The organism is Cardiobacterium valvarum, assembly GCF_900460955.1.
In the GTDB taxonomy this organism is placed as follows: Bacteria; Pseudomonadota; Gammaproteobacteria; order Cardiobacteriales; family Cardiobacteriaceae; genus Cardiobacterium; species Cardiobacterium valvarum.
The window spans coordinates 2,636,333-2,652,500 of record NZ_UFUW01000001.1; the positions used below are offsets into that span (position 1 = coordinate 2,636,333).

Here is a 16,168-nt window from a genome sequence, read left to right on the forward strand (position 1 = left end):
GCAACCGCCGTTTTTTATTGCCGCCTTTATAATAAAGATACCGAACACCACCGAAAGGAATCCCGATGCCACACCCCCTTCTCATCCACGACGGCGGCACGGGCCGCGAACTGCTGCGCCGGGGCGCACCCTTTGTCCAGCCGCAATGGTCAGTGCTCGCGCTGATGCAGCGGCCGTCTGCCGTTGCCGACATGCATCGTGCCTACATCGAGGCTGGCACCGACATCATCACCACCAACAGCTACGCCCTCGTACCCTTCCATCTCGGCGAAGACGATTTCCGCACCCAGGACGACAAACTCGCCGCCTCGCCGGAGAACTGGCGCAGCAGGCTGTCAGGGACAGCGGCAAAAAACTGCGTGTCACCGCCTCACTGCCACCACCATTTGGCGCCTGCCGCCCCGACCTGTTTGACGCCGCGCAGGCCCCGGCTATCGCCCGCCCGCTTGTTGACGGGCAGGCTCCCTATGCCGACCTGTGGCTGGCCGAAACCCAAAGCAGCACCGCCGAAGTCCGTACCCTGCATGCGTTGGCGCCACGCGATCACCCCTTCTAGGCCACCTTCACCCTCGACGACGAGCACCCTGCCAAACCGCCACGCCTGCACAGTGGTGAAAGCATCGCCGACGCTGTTGCCACCGTCATTGACCTCAGCCCCGCCGCCTACCTCACCCTTGCCCAAACCTGGCGTGCCGCCGGAGCCGATATCATCGGTGGTTGTTGCAGCATCGGCCCCGAACATATTGCTGCCCTCGCCACCTGGTGCGACAGCGAAACCCTCCCCAAGTAACCGCAACATAAGGAAAAAACCATGAGCATCTTCAGCAAACTCTTTGGCCGCAGCGACGAACCGGGCGCCATCCGCCGCCAGATTGAACAGGCCCGCACACAAAACGACGATGTCACCGTGCGCCGCCTGCTGGAAGGCCTAGCCAAAACCGGCGACGCGAGCGCCCAACGCGAATTGGGCGATGCCTACCTTGTCGCTACCGCCTACGATAACGCCCGCGTCTGGCTGGAAAAAGCCGCCGCCCAGGGAGATGCCGAAGCACAGCACCAACTCGGCAACCTCTACCTGCGCGGACAGGGCGTAGCAAAAAACAGCGCAACTGCCTGTGAATGGCAAGAAAAAGCCGCCGCCCAGGGCTATGCCGCCGCACAAACCTTGCTCGGCAGCCACTACGCCATCGGCGACGGCGTCGCGCAGGACTACGAGAAAGCGCGGCAGTGGTGGGAAAAAGCCGCCGCCCAACACGATGCGGAAGCACAATATCAGCTCGGCCTCCTCTACTTCGGCGGCCTCGGCATCGCGCAGGACTACACCGCCACACGCGAATGGTGCGAACAAGCCGCCGCGCAAGGCAACGCCGCCGCGCAAAACCTGCTAGGCCGGCTCTATAGCGGCGGCCTCGGCGTCGCGCAAGACCACGCCAAAGCACGCGACTGGTACACCCAGGCGGCTGAACGCGGCAATGCCGAAGCACAAAGCATCCTCGCCCTCTACTACTACAACGGCGAAGGTGGCGAACAAAACCTCGATAAAGCGCGCACCTGGTTTGAAAAAGCAGCCGCCCAGGGCGACAGCGACGCCCTGCGCAATCTTGGCATCATCTACGCCGAAGGCGAAGGCGTCGCGCAGGACTACAAAAAAGCCTACGACTACTGGAAACAGGCTGCCGCCCAGGGCGATACCGCCGCCCAAAACGGCCTCGCCCAGCTCTACCACGACGGTCTCGGCGTCACCCAGGATTTTGCCCAGGCCTACCAATGGTGGAAAACCGCCGCCGAACAAGACAATGCCAACGCGCAAAACCACCTCGCCATCTGCTACCTGCAAGGCGAAGGCGTGAACAAAGACAGCAAAAAAGCCTGCGAATGGTTTGAAAAAGCCGCTCTGCGCGGACACGTCGTCGCCCAATACGGCCTCGGCATCCTCTACGGCCACAGCGAAGAACTCGACCTGCCGCCGCAACCCGCCACCGCCCTGCTCTGGCTGGAGAAAGCCGCCGGCGCAGGCCACAGCGGTGCGCAAAATGCCCTCGGCATCCGCTACGCGCGCGGCATCGATGTCAACCAGGACTACGGCAAAGCCCGGACCTACTGGGAACAATCCGCCGCCGGCGGCGACCCCGAAGCGCAGACCAACCTCGGCATCCTCTACCGCGAAGGCCTCGGTGTGACGCTAGACCCTGACATTGCGAAAAGCTGGTTCGAAAAAGCAGCGGCGCAAGGCTTTGCCGCTGCGCAGGAGGCACTGCAAGCCCTGAGCTGAAACTGGTAGCCGCTTCCCTGCACCGCCGCCCCTTTCCACAGACATTGCCTCGCTCACTGTGAACAATGTGTAGCACTGTGGCGGAATGGGGTGGCAAAACCACCGCAAAGAACCAGGGAAGCGGGTATAATTACCATCCGTTAAAAATAACAAAGGCCCCTTCATGAAGCGACTCCTCGCCGCATTCCTCCTCGCTCACGCCCCCTTTGCCGCCGCCCTCGTCCCGATCAGCGGTGACTGGCAGTGCCAGACCATCAGCTACCAGCAATACGGTAACAACTACCTGGTGTTTATCGACAACACCCGCTGGCAGCACAAAGAAGACGGCACCCTGCATGGCGAAGGCACCCTCGAAGTGCGCATCCACAGCAAAGACGCACCGCCTGCCCGCCTGCACTTCATCTACGCCTCAGACGGCAACTGGCAGCGCCGCGACGACACCATCCTGATTGAAAGCATCAAGCCACGCCTGACTACTGCGGCCAAAACCGAAGCGGTGCTGCGCCCGGCGGCAGAAAGCATCGCCCGCGACGTCAACAGCAAACCGCAGCAAACCGTAGCCTCCAACATCATCTTCCTGAACGCGCAACAGCTCATTCTCGAGGACCGCGAAAGCCACGACCTCACCCGCTGCCGCCGCTAATCCGGCACCCCAAACCGCCGTCTGACCAACGGCGGTTTTTTATGCCTGCCTTTGCCAAGCCGCAGTCATACCGCGCCAAGTTACCCGCCTGGCGGCAGGATACCGAATGCCGCTCCCCGTCCGCCTATAATGCGCCCCGTCACCACCATCCCACCAACCCCATGCCCGTTCCCGCCAACCGCCGCACCCGCCTGCGCTATTACCTGCACCGCAAACTGCGCCAATCCTCGCGCATCTCGCGCAAAAGCCTGGAATTTACCTGCCTGCTCATCGGGGCAGTGCTGGTTGCGCTGGCCTCGCTTACCTTCGCCACCCTCGCCGACTGGGCACTGGAAGCTAATGCCTGGTGGGCAGGCCACTGGCCGCTCCTGCCGTGGCTCGTGCTGCCGCTCGGCCTCGTCGCCCTGGTGCATCTCACCCGCAAACACGCGCCCTACGTCGCCGGTAGCGGCATCCCGCAAGTCATCGCCGCCATCAGCCTGCCGTACAGCATGGATAAAGGACGGCTGGTAGCGTTGCGGCAGACGCTGTGGAAAATCCCGCTCACCTTCCTCGCCATGTTCATCGGCGCCTCCGTCGGCCGCGAAGGGCCATCGGTGCAGGTTGGCGCGGCGGTGATGCTCGCCTGGGGCGCCTACTGCCGCCGCCACCGCCTCGCCTTCGGCGGTTTCAGCGCTAACGAACTGATGGCGACCGGCGCGGCAGGTGGTCTCGCTGCCGCCTTCAACGCACCGCTTGCCGGCATCATCTTCGCCATCGAAGAACTGGGACGCGGCCTGCACCTGCAATGGCAGCGGCGCGTGCTCCTCGGCGTGCTTGCCGCCGGCTTCATCCTCGTTGCCATCAAGGGCAACAACCCCTACTTCCCGCGTTACAACGGCACGGGCAGCGCGCCCCTGACCTGGATCATCATCTGCGGCCTGGCCTGCGGCGTCGCAGGCGGTATCTTCGCCCGCCTGCTCGCCAAAGGACTGACGGGTTACGTCCCCGCCCTGCTGCGTGCACCGCTACGCCGCCACCCGCTCACGGTCGCCTTCGCCCTCGGCCTGCTGCTCGCAGCCCTCGGCACATACAGCCACGGCCAGACCTATGGTACCGGCTACCACACCGTCGCCAATGCCCTGAACGGTATCGCCCTCGAACCCGTCGGCACGGGGCCGGCCAAACTGGGGGCGACCGTCATCACCTATTGGACCGGTATCCCGGGCGGCATCTTCACCCCCGCACTCAGTACCGGCGCGGGGATCGGCAGCGGCCTGTGGGCACTTTCCGACGGCACCGTCGAACAGGGTCTTATCGCCCTGCTCTGCACCGCCGCTTTTCTCGCCGCCGCGACACAATCACCCGTGACCGCCAGCGTGGTGGTCATGGAAATGACCGGCAGCCAGCCGCTGTTAATCTGGCTGCTGATGGCGAGCCTCATTGCCTCATGGCTGTCACAACAAATCCAGCCCAAGCCGTTCTACCACTATTCCGCCGCCCGCTGGCGGGAGCGAATGCTGGCCGATGCGGACAATGCCCGCCTCGCTCGTCCCCAGCATCACAGCGGCGGATGAGTACCGCGATGACAGGATAAAGGCCGCCCGGCAGGCCGGGAGAAAAACATTTACAACACCAGACCGCTTCGCTACCATGCGCCGCCAATTTCCCTGGCCCACAACGGATGGTAAAAAACATGAAAGAATACAAGGCTAAAACCCACTATACCCCCGCCAAGAACGAAGAATACATGAGCGATGCCCAGTTGGCTTATTTCACCCAGATACTTGAAGACTGGAAGGCAGATATTCTTTCCGACAGCGACCGCACCAAAGAACACCTGCGTGACGACCGCTCCCCCACCGCTGACCTCAACGACCGCGCCACACAGGAAGAAGAATTTTCCTTGGAACTGCGTACCCGCGACCGCGAACGCAAACTGCTGCGCAAAATCGACAACGCCCTGGAACGCATCGCCCGCAAAGAATTCGGCTGGTGCGAACGCTGCGGCGAAGAAATCGGCCTGCGCCGCCTGGAAGCCCGCCCCACCGCCGAACTGTGCATTGACTGCAAAGAAATCGCCGAGCGGCAGGAACGCAACTTCCACGAAGCGCGTTAATCACCGCTTATCGCCAAAGCCCGCTGCTGCTGTGGGCTTTTTTGTGCCCACTCGCTGCCGTTTTGCCACGGTTCTCTACAGCCTGATGAGCGGAAGCCTTTCATCACCCTCAAAATCATCTCCCCCGCTTACGGGGCTCGCTAAACCCGCGTTTCAGCGCGAGAACGTTAGGGTGGAGATGTATCCTTCGTACGCGACAAAAGAGTTCCTCCCCATGCGGGAGGAATCAGAAGGATGGATGGGGACATCCGTGTTAAGCGTCATGTCCGCCGGACGAGGCCGCCGTTGTCATTGAAGCAAGCGAGACCCTCTGTCCGGGTATTGCCGGTTTGCTGGGAGATGCCGCCAAGCGGGATAGTTACGCGGTTTTGCTGTTTCAGATGCATTCAAGCAGTTGCGCGAACTGGTCGATGAGGTAATCGGCGCGGGTCGCTGGATTGTCGTGCAAGCGGCGGATGTCGGCGTAGCCATAGGTAACGGCAGCAACGGGGCAGCCTGCCGCTTTACCGGCAAGGATGTCGTTAGCGGAATCACCGACCATGAGCATCTGCGCCGGGGCGACACCGAGTGCTTCGGCAGCGGTGATAAGCGGCAGCGGTGCGGGTTTTTTTTCGGGCAGGGTGTCGCCGCCGTAGATGAGGGTGAAGTGTTCGGCGACATGGAGGTCGGCGAGGAGGCGGCGGGCGAGGGCTTCGTTTTTGTTGGTGATGACGGCGAGCGGCAGCTTGCGTGCGCGCAGGGCGGCAAGGGTCGTGGCGACGCCATCGTAGAGGCGGCTTGCCACGCAGAGGTGATCGCGGTAGTAGTCGGTGAAGTATTGGTAGGCGGCGGCGTGCTGCGCAGCAGGGGCGTCGCCCTCGCGCGCCTCAAGCAGGAGGCGGTGCACGAGGCGCGGGATACCGTCGCCGACGTAGCTTTCAATGCGGGAGGTGGGTAGCGGGGCAAGCCCACTGGCAACGCGGGTGGCATTGGCAGCGGCGGCAAGGTCGGGTAGGGTGTCGCAGAGGGTGCCGTCAAGATCAAAGGCAAGGGCGTGGATGGTCATGGTGTTCTCCGCTGGGTTTATGGTGTTACTGGCGCTTCTCCCCCGCAAGCGGCGGTGCTGTCATGCTTGGCTAACCCTCTGTCATCATAATTATCTGCGGTCCCGCTGTTTGCCCTCACCCCTGCCTTTATCTTGCTGCGCAGGCGGCAGGGGACGGCGCGTGCTACGTCAGGGTTTTCATTCGACAGACAGTGGTGGTTAGAGGGGCTTAGCCGCCCGCAAGCGGGGGAAGATTTTTTGTAAATGCAGGAGCCGGTGGTTACGGCGTATCCGCGTGCTGTATCTGGATGTCGTAATGGCGCTGCCAGTTGCTTTGCGGGGCGAGGCGGATGATGCCCAGTTTGTGTTCGAGTTCGCCATCGTAGTCGGCGCAGTCCATCACCCCCGCCCAGGGTTCGATGCAGATAAAGGGGGCTTCTTTGTCCGCCGGGGTCCAGATACCGAGGTAGGGCAGGTCGGGATAGCTGATGTTGAGAGCGGGGGTGGGACGCGTGCCGTGCAGGCGGATGGTGGTCGCTGCCGGGGTATGGTAGATAAGGGCGTCATTGGCAAAAGCGGCGTAGTCAAGCGCGAGGTGGCGTTCGCCGGGATGCGGGGTGAGGTCAAGCAGGCCGTCGCGCCAGCCGAGGCGGGAGAAATTGGCGCTTTCTATCTGGATGTGGTGGTCGGCAAAGGTTTCGCCGTCGGTCAGCGGCAGGGCAAAGGCGGGGTGGCCGCCGATGGAGAAGAGCAGGTCTTCTTGTTCAGCCGGGTTGTGCACCTGCCAGCCGACGCGCAGGGCGTCGCCCCGCAGGGTATAGCTGAGGTCGAGGGTGAAGGCGAAGGGGTAGTGTTCGGCGCTTTCGCCGTCGTCTTCGAGGCGGAAGCTGATGCGGTGTTCGTCGTGGTCAAGCAGGCTGAAGTCACGGTCGCGTGCGAAGCCGTGCTGCGGCAGGGTGTAGCTGTGGCCGCGATAGCGGTATTCGCCGTTTTTCAGTTTGCCGACGATGGGAAAGAGGATGGGCGCGCGGCGTTTCCAGTAGCGCGCATCGCCCTGCCAGAGGTATTCGCGCCCGCCGCTGACGAGGGATTGCAGCTCGGCGCCGTGGTTTGAGACGGTAATGGCGAGGTGTTCGTTTTCCAGTCGGTACATGGGAATCTCCCGGTATTGCGTTGGCGCGAAGTATAGTGTTTGCGTGGTGTATTGGGAATTGGTGGGACTGGTCGGGATTTTTTTTTGTTAATATCCCGCTTCATCGCGCGATAGCGCTTGTTTCGAGGTTTTTATGCGTTCTTTTGATAAATCGGCGTTTTGGGCGACAGGGTTGATGTTGTTCGCGCTGTTTTTCGGCGCCGGAAATCTGATTTTTCCGGCGATGTTGGGGCAGCAGGCGGGGGAACACGTCTTTGCCGCCATGTTCGGCTTTCTCCTGACCGGGGTTGGCCTGCCGCTGCTCGGCATTATTTCTGTCGGCTATGCCGGGGTGCGTGATGCGCAGTCGCTGGCCGCGCGTGTTTCGCCCGCTTACGGGCTGCTGTTCACGCTACTGCTCTATTTGACCATCGGCCCGCTTTTCGCCATGCCGCGCACGGCCACGGTGTCGTTTGAAATCGGCGTGGTGCCATTCATGCCGCCCGGGACGCCACAGGCAAGGCCGCTCGCGCTCTTTTCGCTGTTTTTCTTTGCGCTCAGTTGCTGGCTGGCGCTGTCGCCGGGGAAACTGGTCAGCCGCATTGGTAAGGTACTGACGCCTTTACTGCTGTTTTGTATCGCGATTCTGGTCGGCGCAGCGGCACTGTTTCCCAGTGGCGCGTTGCAGGCGGCACATGATGCGTATGTGCTGCATCCGGCAACGACGGGCATGATTGACGGCTATAACACAATGGACGGTATCGTCTCGCCGATTTTTGCCGTGATTGTGCTGGAAGCGGTGCAAGGCTTTGGTGTGCACGGGCGGCGGCAGGTGCTACGCATGGTGGCGTTTTCCGGGCTGCTGGCGGTGTGTTGCCTCGCGCTGGTGTATATCTTCATCGCTTATCTTGGTGCGAGCAGCGTCGCCGGCATCGGTTTGCAGAAAAACGGCGCAGCGGTGCTGGCGCAGACGGCGCATTTTTATTTCGGCGGTGCCGGCAAGGGGCTCTTGGCGGTGATTGTTTTCCTCGCCTGTCTCACCACATCGGTCGGCCTGATTTGCGCCTGCGCTGAGTATTTCAACCGTCTAATGCCGCAGTTGCCTTATCGCGGCCTTGCGGTGCTGTTTGCAGTGATTGCCTGCGTTTTCGCCAATTATGGTTTAAACGGCATCATCAAGCTGTCGCTGCCGGTCTTGATGCTGCTTTATCCGCTGACCATCGTGCTGGTGCTGCTCACTTTCCTGCATCCGCTTTTCGGCGGCAGCCGTCGTGTTTATGTGCTGACGATCGCCGCGACCACCGCTGCAGGGCTGCTCGATGCCGCGCGGCAGGCGGTGGGTTTTTCGCCGGAGACAGTCGGGACTATTAGCCGCTGGCTGCCGCTTTTTGAGATTCAGCTCGGCTGGGTGGTGCCCGCTGCGATTGCGTTCGTGGCCGGTATTATGCTGCGCCGCTTTGGCGGTTCTTCCAAGCAACGTGAGGTAAACAAGTTATGAGTAGAGTGGTGTATGTAAACGGACAATTCCTGCCGGAAGAGGCTGCGACGGTCTCGATTTTTGATCGCGGCTTCTTGATGGCGGACGCGGTCTATGAGGTAAGCGCTGTGGTGGACAGTAAGCTGGTCGATAACGACGGCCATTTGCGCCGCCTGGAACGCAGCCTCGGCGAGTTGGCGATGCCACTGCCGCTGCCGCTGGCCGAGCTGGTCGCGGTGGAAGAGCGGCTGATTGCCGAAAATCATCTGCGTGAAGGGGTCGTCTATATGCAGGTGACGCGCGGTAGCGCCGACCGTGATTTTGTTTACGACCCGGCCATGCGGCCAACCCTGGTGCTTTTCACCCAGGAAAAAGCGATTATTGACGTACCCGCTGCGCAGAAAGGGCTGCGGGTCATAGCGCACCCAGATATCCGCTGGGGACGGCGCGACATCAAGACGACGCAACTGCTGGCGCAATCGCTGGCGAAGATGGCGGCGAAGGCGGCAGGTTTTGATGATGCGTGGATGGTCGCGCCGGACGGTTTCGTCACCGAAGGCAGCTCAAATAATGTGTGGATTATCAAGGGCAACACGCTGACGACGCGCCCGGCAACGCATGACATCTTGAACGGCATCACCCGTCAGGCGCTCTTTACCCTGTTGCAGGACTGCGGCTTGGTACTGGACGAACGCCCGTTTACGATTGAAGAGGCCAAAGTAGCGGATGAAGCGCTGATGAGCGCTGCCGGTTCCTTTGTGCTGCCAGTGGTGGAGATTGACGGCGTGAAAATCGGCGACGGCAAACCGGGCAAATTCACCCGCGCCCTGCGTGAAGGCTATATTGCGCGCCTGCGGGGATGATTTCCGCACCCATAAAAAACCCCGCTCAGGCGGGGTTTTTTATGCCATGACGACGCAGGATCAACCGACTACCGGCGGCAGGTAACCGGCCTTGACATAAAAGGGAATAACGGCGGCGGCGATGCCGAGGACAAGTGCCAGGATAAGGGCAACATCGCCACCCGGCACGCGGTAGGGCAGATGCGGATAGCGGCGGCGCGCCTTCCAGACGAGACCCACTGGCAGCACGACTGCATAGAAGGCGAACATCTGCCCGGCGTAACTGAGGGCAGCGATGAAATTGGGGTAGAACCAGGCGAAGAGAATCGGCGGCAGGAACGTGGCGGTGCCGAGGATAGCGCGGCCGGGATTGAGCTTCATGCCCTTGCGCAGCATGTCGTCAATACAGTCATACAGCCCCAGCGCCACGCCAAGGAAAGAGGTAATCAGCGCCAGTGCCGAAAAAAGTTCGACCGTGCCGGCGATGATATTGCTGCCGGTGATGACGCGGGTCGCTTCAATCAGGCCGTAAAGCGTCGGGTTTTCCTTGAGAATTTGCGTGAACTGGCTTTGGCTGAGGACACCATGGGTAGCAAGCTGCCACAGCGCATAAACGCCAAGGGTGAGGAGCGAGCCGCAGATGATGGCAAAACGCAGCGCACGTACATTACCGGCGAGGTATTTATTCAGCGAAGGAATAGAACCGTGGAAGCCGAAAGACGTGAAAAAAATCGGCGCGGCAGAGAGCAGCAACGCATTGTTAAGCGGCATGGCGGTGAGATTGTGCAGCGAGGCCTGCGGCAGCATGACGGTGATAACAAGCAACAGCGCGGCGAGCATAATAAAAAAGAAAAAGCGGTTGCCACCATCCACCGCTTTGGCGCTAATGACGATGAAGGCGCCGAAGACGAGGGTAAAGAGGCCGATGTAAAGCTTCAGGGTCGTTTGCCCGTTCAGACCGGTATCAGGTGCAAGCCCCGTCCGCTCAGCGGCTTTCATCAGGATTTCACCGCCGCCGCTGATGTAGGCGGAAAGCAGCGCATAGAGGAAGACAAACATCACCGTAGTGGCGATAACCCGCCCGGCATTACCGTAATACAGCGCGGCGAGGGTGCCGATGCCGGCGTCGCTGTCGGCGGTCTGATACACCTCGACGAACAGCAATGCGCTGTACGTGAGTAGTGCCCACAGAATCAGCAGCAGAACGGCGGTGAAAGTAAAGCCGATGCCGGCTGAGGTAAGCGGCATGGCCAGCATTCCTGCCCCGATCATGGTACCGGAGACGAGCAGGGTGGTACCGAGGGTTTTGTTCATGGGGTTTCCTTATTGGCGGGTGAGGCAAGGGATTGTTGGCGAAGGGTTGGGGACTGTCAAGCAGCGGGGCCCCTCCCCATCCGGAGGACAATCCGGCGGTATCGATGCACCCGGCCAGACAGGAAACCCTCGCCAAAAGCGAGAGGGTTTTAGCGGCTTCTCGCTCGCCTACCAGCTGCCGGCGGCGGTTAGGATTTCAGGTGGTGTCCTGAAAAGTATGCTGACAGGAATGTCGGTAAACAGGAACTAAAAAGGCAACGGGCAGATGCGTTATTTTGTCTCTGTGAAAATACAATCAACACTCTGTTGCCCCCGTTGCCACGGGCAGAATATAAAGAAAAATGGTACTAAGCACGACGGTAAACAAAATTATCTTTGCAGAAACTGCAATCGCTAATTTGTTGGCGACCACAATTTGACTTATCCCGGATGCCACTCAAAACGTGTTCATAATCTTCGTAGCAGGACTCCCAAGAAAGCCAAAACGACCATTTGCAAACTGGTACTCAACGTACGCTCGCAGTTTTTCCAAAGCCGCCTGTTCTTTTCCAACCAGGAAAAACTGCGCCCTACTACCCATCGCTTCGGCAATACCGCAAAACGGTGCAATTCGTTTCGTTTGGCAATCTCTACCTCCGCACCCATCAACTCCTGTACCGACGAAGCAAATGCCTTACCCGTGTATGTAACCACCGTCAGCAAGGACTTTTTGTATCGCACCAAGATTATCCCTGTCACGTTCCAATGCCAGCAGGCAGCCTTTTCTATCCGTAACATCCGCCGTCGTCACCGCAAGGGCATGCGGCAAACCCTGCATGTCAACCGCTATATGCCGCTTGATACCGCTCACTTTCTTGCCGGCATCGTAGCCTTTTTCCATGGCGGTATCCGTGTTCTTCACACTCTGCGCATCAATAATCAGGAAAGTGGTTGCTTCATTACGTCCCTGCTTGCGGCACTCCGCAACCACCTGATTTTTTTAACGCTTCCTCAAGGAGGCTGATACCGTTTTCGCGGGGCTCGCTCCATCTCTGGAAGTAGGAATGAACGGTGCGCCATTTGGGAAAATCGCCCGGTAAGGCACGCCAGGCACAACCGCTGCGTAGGAGGTAGAGAATGGCACAAAAGACATCGTACAGATCCACTTTGCACGGTGCTGTGCGTTTACGGGCACTTTCCAAAAGAGGGAGAAGGGGGGGCAAATTGCGTGCGACTTATATCGCTTGGGTAGGTTTTTCTGTTCATACCGATAGTTTACAGCAGAGACGGAGACTATGAACACGTTCTAATGGATAAAATAGGTGTTTTCAGGACGGATCCTTTGCGAAATAATCTTTTATAAACCGAAATTTACTCTCCTTTTTCAAGCCCCGATGACACCGCAAAAGCTGCTTCATTTTGTTGAATTTCCCTTCCAGCAAATTGGTCGTATTTGGGATACCCAGGTTGGGAAAACGCTCGCAGGAAACAACCATGGCAGATGCCGTTTCAGGCTGTTGTACGCAGCGCGCAGGCGCTTATGCGTGTAGTGTGAGTGGCCTGTTTTCCCGTTCACACTGCGTTCGTTCAGGAAAGCTACGTACTGCTCCTACCAGCCCTTGAGGGCCTCCTCGAACGCCGCCTGAGTGGTATCCGTCAGGGTCAGCGATAGGACCCGCAGCGCCTGCGCCACTGGGCTTTCTGCTCAGGTGGTACATGATGATTTTGATCTGGTGAAACTGGCACATTTGCGCCGGAATGCCCAGGAAGGGGGCTGTACTTGATTAGCAGATATGTTACCCTCCGAAAATGAAGATAACACACTGCAAATTAAAGAAAAAAGTACAGAAAGAACTACTCCGTTTTTTTGTGCTAGAAGTTACTGCACGTTTCGCCGCCGATATTTTGGGTATCCATCCCAATTCAGCAGTCCTGTTCTACCGCAAAATTCGTATGGTTATCAGCCATCGTTTGACCTTGGCTGCCGATGAAGTTTTTGATGGTTCTGTCGAATTGGACGAAAGCTATTTCGGCGGACGTCGCAAGGGCAGACGTGGTCGCGGTGCGGCAGGAAAAGTTGTTGTCTTCGGCATTCTGAAACGCAACGGACGGGTCTATACAGTTGTGGTAGATAATGCCAAATCTGAAAGCTTACTACCTGTTATCAAGAAGAAAATCATGCCTGACAGTATTGTTTATACAGACAGCCTGAGCAGTTATGACAAAAATGCCCTGCTGTTTTGGTTCTTTACTCTCGTTACTCTTTATTAGCGATTCGATTATAACACTTCCTTTACCCAATATTTAGAGACATCACTAAATAAAGAAAGCCTCCGCATTAGATACGGAGGCTTGATAAGACCCTGACAGTGTCCTACTCTAACATGGGGAAACCCCACACTACCATCGGCGATACTGCGTTTCACTTCTGAGTTCGGCATGGGTTCAGGTGGTACCACAGCTCTATGACCGTCAGGAAAACCGGTTACATTCAATTATTAAACCGTTCTCTCTTATCTAAATTAAGAGAGCCATCATCTAAAACTTATTGAGCACTAAAAATAACTTGAGCGTTGTATGATCAAGTCTCACGATCAATTAGTACTCCTTAGCTGCATATATTACTACACTTCCACATGGAGCCTATCAACGTCGTAGTCTACAACGGATCTTTAGGAGACTTACAGTCTCAGGGAGATCTTATCTTGGGAGGGGCTTCCCGCTTAGATGCTTTCAGCGGTTATCCCTTCCGAACATAGCTACCCGGCTGTGCCACTGGCGTGACAACCGGTACACCAGAGGTTCGTCCATTCCGGTCCTCTCGTACTAAGAACAGCTTCCCTCAAATCTCCAACGCCCACGGCAGATAGGGACCGAACTGTCTCACGACGTTCTGAACCCAGCTCGCGTACCACTTTAAATGGCGAACAGCCATACCCTTGGGACCTGCTACAGCCCCAGGATGTGATGAGCCGACATCGAGGTGCCAAACTCCTCCGTCGATATGGACTCTTGGGAGGAATCAGCCTGTTATCCCCGGAGTACCTTTTATCCGTTGAGCGATGGCCCTTCCATTCAGAACCACCGGATCACTAAGACCTACTTTCGTATCTGCTCGACTTGTATGTCTCGCAGTTAAGCGGGCTTCTGCCTTTGCACTCTTGGTGCGATTTCCGACCGCACCGAGCCCACCTTCGCACTCCTCCGTTACTCTTTGGGAGGAGACCGCCCCAGTCAAACTATCCACCAGACACTGTCTGCAACCCGGATCACGGGTTAGCGTTAGAACATCAAAACAAGCAGGGTGGTATTTCAAGGATGGCTCCACAGAAACCAGAGTCTCTGCTTCTTAGCCTCCCACCTATCCTATGCAACTTGTTTCAATGTTCAGTGTCAAGCTATAGTGAAGGTTCACGGGGTCTTTCCGTCTTGCCGCGGGTACACTGCATCTTCACAGCGATTTCAACTTCACTGAGTCTCGGGTAGAGACAGCGCCGCCATCGTTACGCCATTCGTGCAGGTCGGAACTTACCCGACAAGGAATTTCGCTACCTTAGGACCGTTATAGTTACGGCCGCCGTTTACCGGGGCTTCGATCAAGAGCTTGCACCCCATCAATTAACCTTCCGGCACCGGGCAGGCGTCACACCCTATACGTCCACTTGCGTGTTTGCAGAGTGCTGTGTTTTTGTTAAACAGTCGCAGCGGCCTATTCTCTGCGGCCTCCAACAGCTATTCACCATCAGAGGCATACCTTCTCCCGAAGTTACGGTATCATTTTGCCGAGTTCCTTTACCCGAGTTCTCTCAAGCACCTTGGAATTCTCTTCCTACCCACCTGTGTCGGTTTGGGGTACGGTTAATCATAATCTGAAGCTTAGAGGCTTTTCCTGGAAGCAGAGCATCAACCACTTCGTTTCCGTAGAAACTCGTCATCACGTTTCAGTCTTAAAAACCCGGATTTGCCTAAGTTTTCAACCTACGCGCTTAAACACACATCCAACAGTGTGCTGGCCTAGCTTTCTCCGTCCCCCCATCGCAATTATGATCAGTACAGGAATATTAACCTGTTTCCCATCAGCTACGCGTTTCCGCCTCACCTTAGGGGCCGACTCACCCTGCGCCGATTAGCGTTGCGCAGGAAACCTTGGGTTTTCGGTGTGCGGGTTTTTCACCCGCATTATCGTTACTCATGTCAGCATTCGCACTTGTGATACCTCCAGCATGCTTCTCAACACACCTTCATCAGCTTACACAACGCTCCCCTACCACTTGCATTTGCATGCAAATCCGCAGCTTCGGTAGACAGTTTAGCCCCGGTAAATCTTCCGCGCAGGACGACTCGACTAGTGAGCTATTACGCTTTCTTTAAAGGATGGCTGCTTCTAAGCCAACCTCCTAGCTGTCTAAGCCTTCCCACTTCGTTTCCCACTTAACTGTCATTTAGGGACCTTAGCTGGCGGTCTGGGTTGTTTCCCTTTTCACGACGGACGTTAGCACCCGCCGTGTGTCTCCTGTAGTAATACTTCACGGTATTCGGAGTTTGCATCGGGTTGGTAAGTCGGTATGACCCCCTAGCCGAAACAGTGCTCTACCCCCGTGAGTCAATCTACAAGGCACTACCTCAATAGTTTTCGGGGAGAACCAGCTATCTCCGAGCTTGTTTAGCCTTTCACTCCTATCCACAGGTCATCCCCGCATTTTTCAACATGCGTGGGTTCGGTCCTCCAGTTGATGTTACTCAACCTTCAACCTGCCCATGGATAGATCGCCCGGTTTCGGGTCTACATCCAGCGACTATTCGCCCTATTAAGACTCGCTTTCGCTACGGCTCCCCTATCCGGTTAACCTCGCCACTAAATGTAACTCGCTGACCCATTATACAAAAGGTACGCCATCACCGGTCTTCTCCGGCTCTGACTGCTTGTATGCACACGGTTTCAGGTTCTATTTCACTCCCTTCACCAGGGTTCTTTTCGCCTTTCCCTCACGGTACTGGTTCACTATCGGTCGACAACGAGTATTTAGCCTTGGAGGATGGTCCCCCCATATTCAGACAGGATTTCACGTGTCCCGCCCTACTCGATTCATTACGCATGGCTTTCGCATACCGGGCTATCACCTTCTATGGCCACCCTTTCCAGAGTGTTCTGCTAACTCATGCGCAACTTAATTGGGCTAATCCGCGTTCGCTCGCCGCTACTTGCGGAATCTCGGTTGATTTCTTTTCCTCGGGGTACTTAGATGTTTCAGTTCTCCCGGTTCGCTTTCATAACCTATGTATTCAGTCATGAATGACCCTAAGGTCGGGTTGCCCCATTCGGAGATCCCCGGATCACAGCTTGTTATCAGCTTCCCGGGGCTTTTCGCAGATTACCACGTCCTTCT

The 16,168-nt window shown here is 57.5% G+C and carries 11 protein-coding genes, 2 rRNA genes and 3 pseudogenes (1 of these 16 only partly in view); 9 read left to right on the forward strand and 7 right to left on the reverse strand.

Annotation, left to right across the window (positions count from 1 at the left end):
- Positions 1-65 precede the first annotated feature (65 nt).
- The 5 genes and pseudogenes from DY250_RS14985 (at position 66) to dksA (ending at position 5,013) form a co-directional block, all read left to right on the forward strand.
- A pseudogene (locus DY250_RS14985) lies at positions 66-790 on the forward strand (homocysteine S-methyltransferase family protein).
- Between the two features lie 21 nt (positions 791-811).
- Entirely contained in the window at positions 812-2,272 is a 1,461-nt protein-coding gene (locus DY250_RS12835) for a tetratricopeptide repeat protein (RefSeq protein ID WP_115612616.1), read from the forward strand.
- 163 nt (positions 2,273-2,435) lie between these two features.
- Positions 2,436-2,915, forward strand: coding sequence for a hypothetical protein (locus DY250_RS12840; RefSeq protein WP_115612617.1), 480 nt, complete (start codon positions 2,436-2,438; stop codon positions 2,913-2,915).
- A 161-nt stretch (positions 2,916-3,076) separates the two neighbouring features.
- Positions 3,077-4,471 carry a chloride channel protein gene (locus DY250_RS12845; RefSeq protein WP_115612855.1) on the forward strand — a complete coding sequence of 465 codons (1,395 nt, stop codon included), beginning with the start codon at positions 3,077-3,079 and terminating at the stop codon, positions 4,469-4,471.
- 119 nt (positions 4,472-4,590) lie between these two features.
- Positions 4,591-5,013 carry an RNA polymerase-binding protein DksA gene (dksA, locus tag DY250_RS12850; RefSeq protein WP_006984487.1) on the forward strand — a complete coding sequence of 141 codons (423 nt, stop codon included), beginning with the start codon at positions 4,591-4,593 and terminating at the stop codon, positions 5,011-5,013.
- A 260-nt stretch (positions 5,014-5,273) separates the two neighbouring features.
- Here dksA and DY250_RS14805 read toward each other — a convergent pair whose 3' ends face one another.
- The 3 genes from DY250_RS14805 to DY250_RS12860 form a co-directional block, all read right to left on the reverse strand.
- Entirely contained in the window at positions 5,274-5,399 is a 126-nt protein-coding gene (locus tag DY250_RS14805; protein ID WP_281270393.1) for a hypothetical protein, read from the reverse strand.
- Positions 5,390-6,058, reverse strand: coding sequence for a phosphoglycolate phosphatase (locus tag DY250_RS12855; RefSeq protein ID WP_115612618.1), 669 nt, complete (start codon positions 6,056-6,058; stop codon positions 5,390-5,392). The genes DY250_RS14805 and DY250_RS12855 overlap by 10 nt, the downstream gene beginning before the upstream one ends.
- A 259-nt stretch (positions 6,059-6,317) precedes the next feature.
- The gene (locus tag DY250_RS12860) at positions 6,318-7,190 is read right to left on the reverse strand and encodes an aldose 1-epimerase family protein (protein ID WP_115612619.1); all 873 of its coding nucleotides are present in this window, start codon (positions 7,188-7,190) and stop codon (positions 6,318-6,320) included.
- Positions 7,191-7,323: 133 nt separating this feature from the next.
- Between DY250_RS12860 and brnQ the strand changes: the two genes are divergently transcribed.
- Together brnQ and DY250_RS12870 are read left to right on the forward strand one after the other, a co-directional pair.
- Entirely contained in the window at positions 7,324-8,667 is a 1,344-nt protein-coding gene (gene brnQ, locus DY250_RS12865) for a branched-chain amino acid transport system II carrier protein (RefSeq protein WP_115612620.1), read from the forward strand.
- Positions 8,664-9,509 (forward strand): D-amino-acid transaminase, encoded by an 846-nt coding sequence (locus tag DY250_RS12870; protein ID WP_115612621.1) that lies wholly within the window; start codon positions 8,664-8,666, stop codon positions 9,507-9,509. Before brnQ ends, DY250_RS12870 begins: the two co-directional genes overlap by 4 nt.
- A 60-nt stretch (positions 9,510-9,569) precedes the next feature.
- Here DY250_RS12870 and DY250_RS12875 read toward each other — a convergent pair whose 3' ends face one another.
- Positions 9,570-10,802: an aromatic amino acid transport family protein gene (locus DY250_RS12875; RefSeq protein WP_115612622.1), complete on the reverse strand. Its 1,233-nt coding sequence runs from the start codon at positions 10,800-10,802 to the stop codon at positions 9,570-9,572.
- Positions 10,803-11,067: 265 nt separating this feature from the next.
- Between DY250_RS12875 and DY250_RS12885 the strand changes: the two genes are divergently transcribed.
- Positions 11,068-11,199, forward strand: a complete 132-nt coding sequence (locus DY250_RS12885) for an IS1/IS1595 family N-terminal zinc-binding domain-containing protein (protein WP_376799424.1) — start codon at positions 11,068-11,070, stop codon at positions 11,197-11,199.
- 50 nt (positions 11,200-11,249) lie between these two features.
- Here the strand turns inward: DY250_RS12885 and DY250_RS12890 are convergent.
- Positions 11,250-12,047, reverse strand: a pseudogene (locus DY250_RS12890) (IS5 family transposase).
- Between the two features lie 543 nt (positions 12,048-12,590).
- Here DY250_RS12890 and DY250_RS12900 point away from each other — a divergent pair.
- A pseudogene (locus tag DY250_RS12900) lies at positions 12,591-13,004 on the forward strand (IS1595 family transposase); the annotation flags it as partial.
- Positions 13,005-13,142: 138 nt separating this feature from the next.
- Here the strand turns inward: DY250_RS12900 and rrf are convergent.
- A 5S ribosomal RNA gene (gene rrf / locus DY250_RS12905) occupies positions 13,143-13,258 on the reverse strand.
- 100 nt (positions 13,259-13,358) lie between these two features.
- Positions 13,359-16,168, reverse strand: a 23S ribosomal RNA gene (locus DY250_RS12910); it runs 49 nt beyond the window's last position.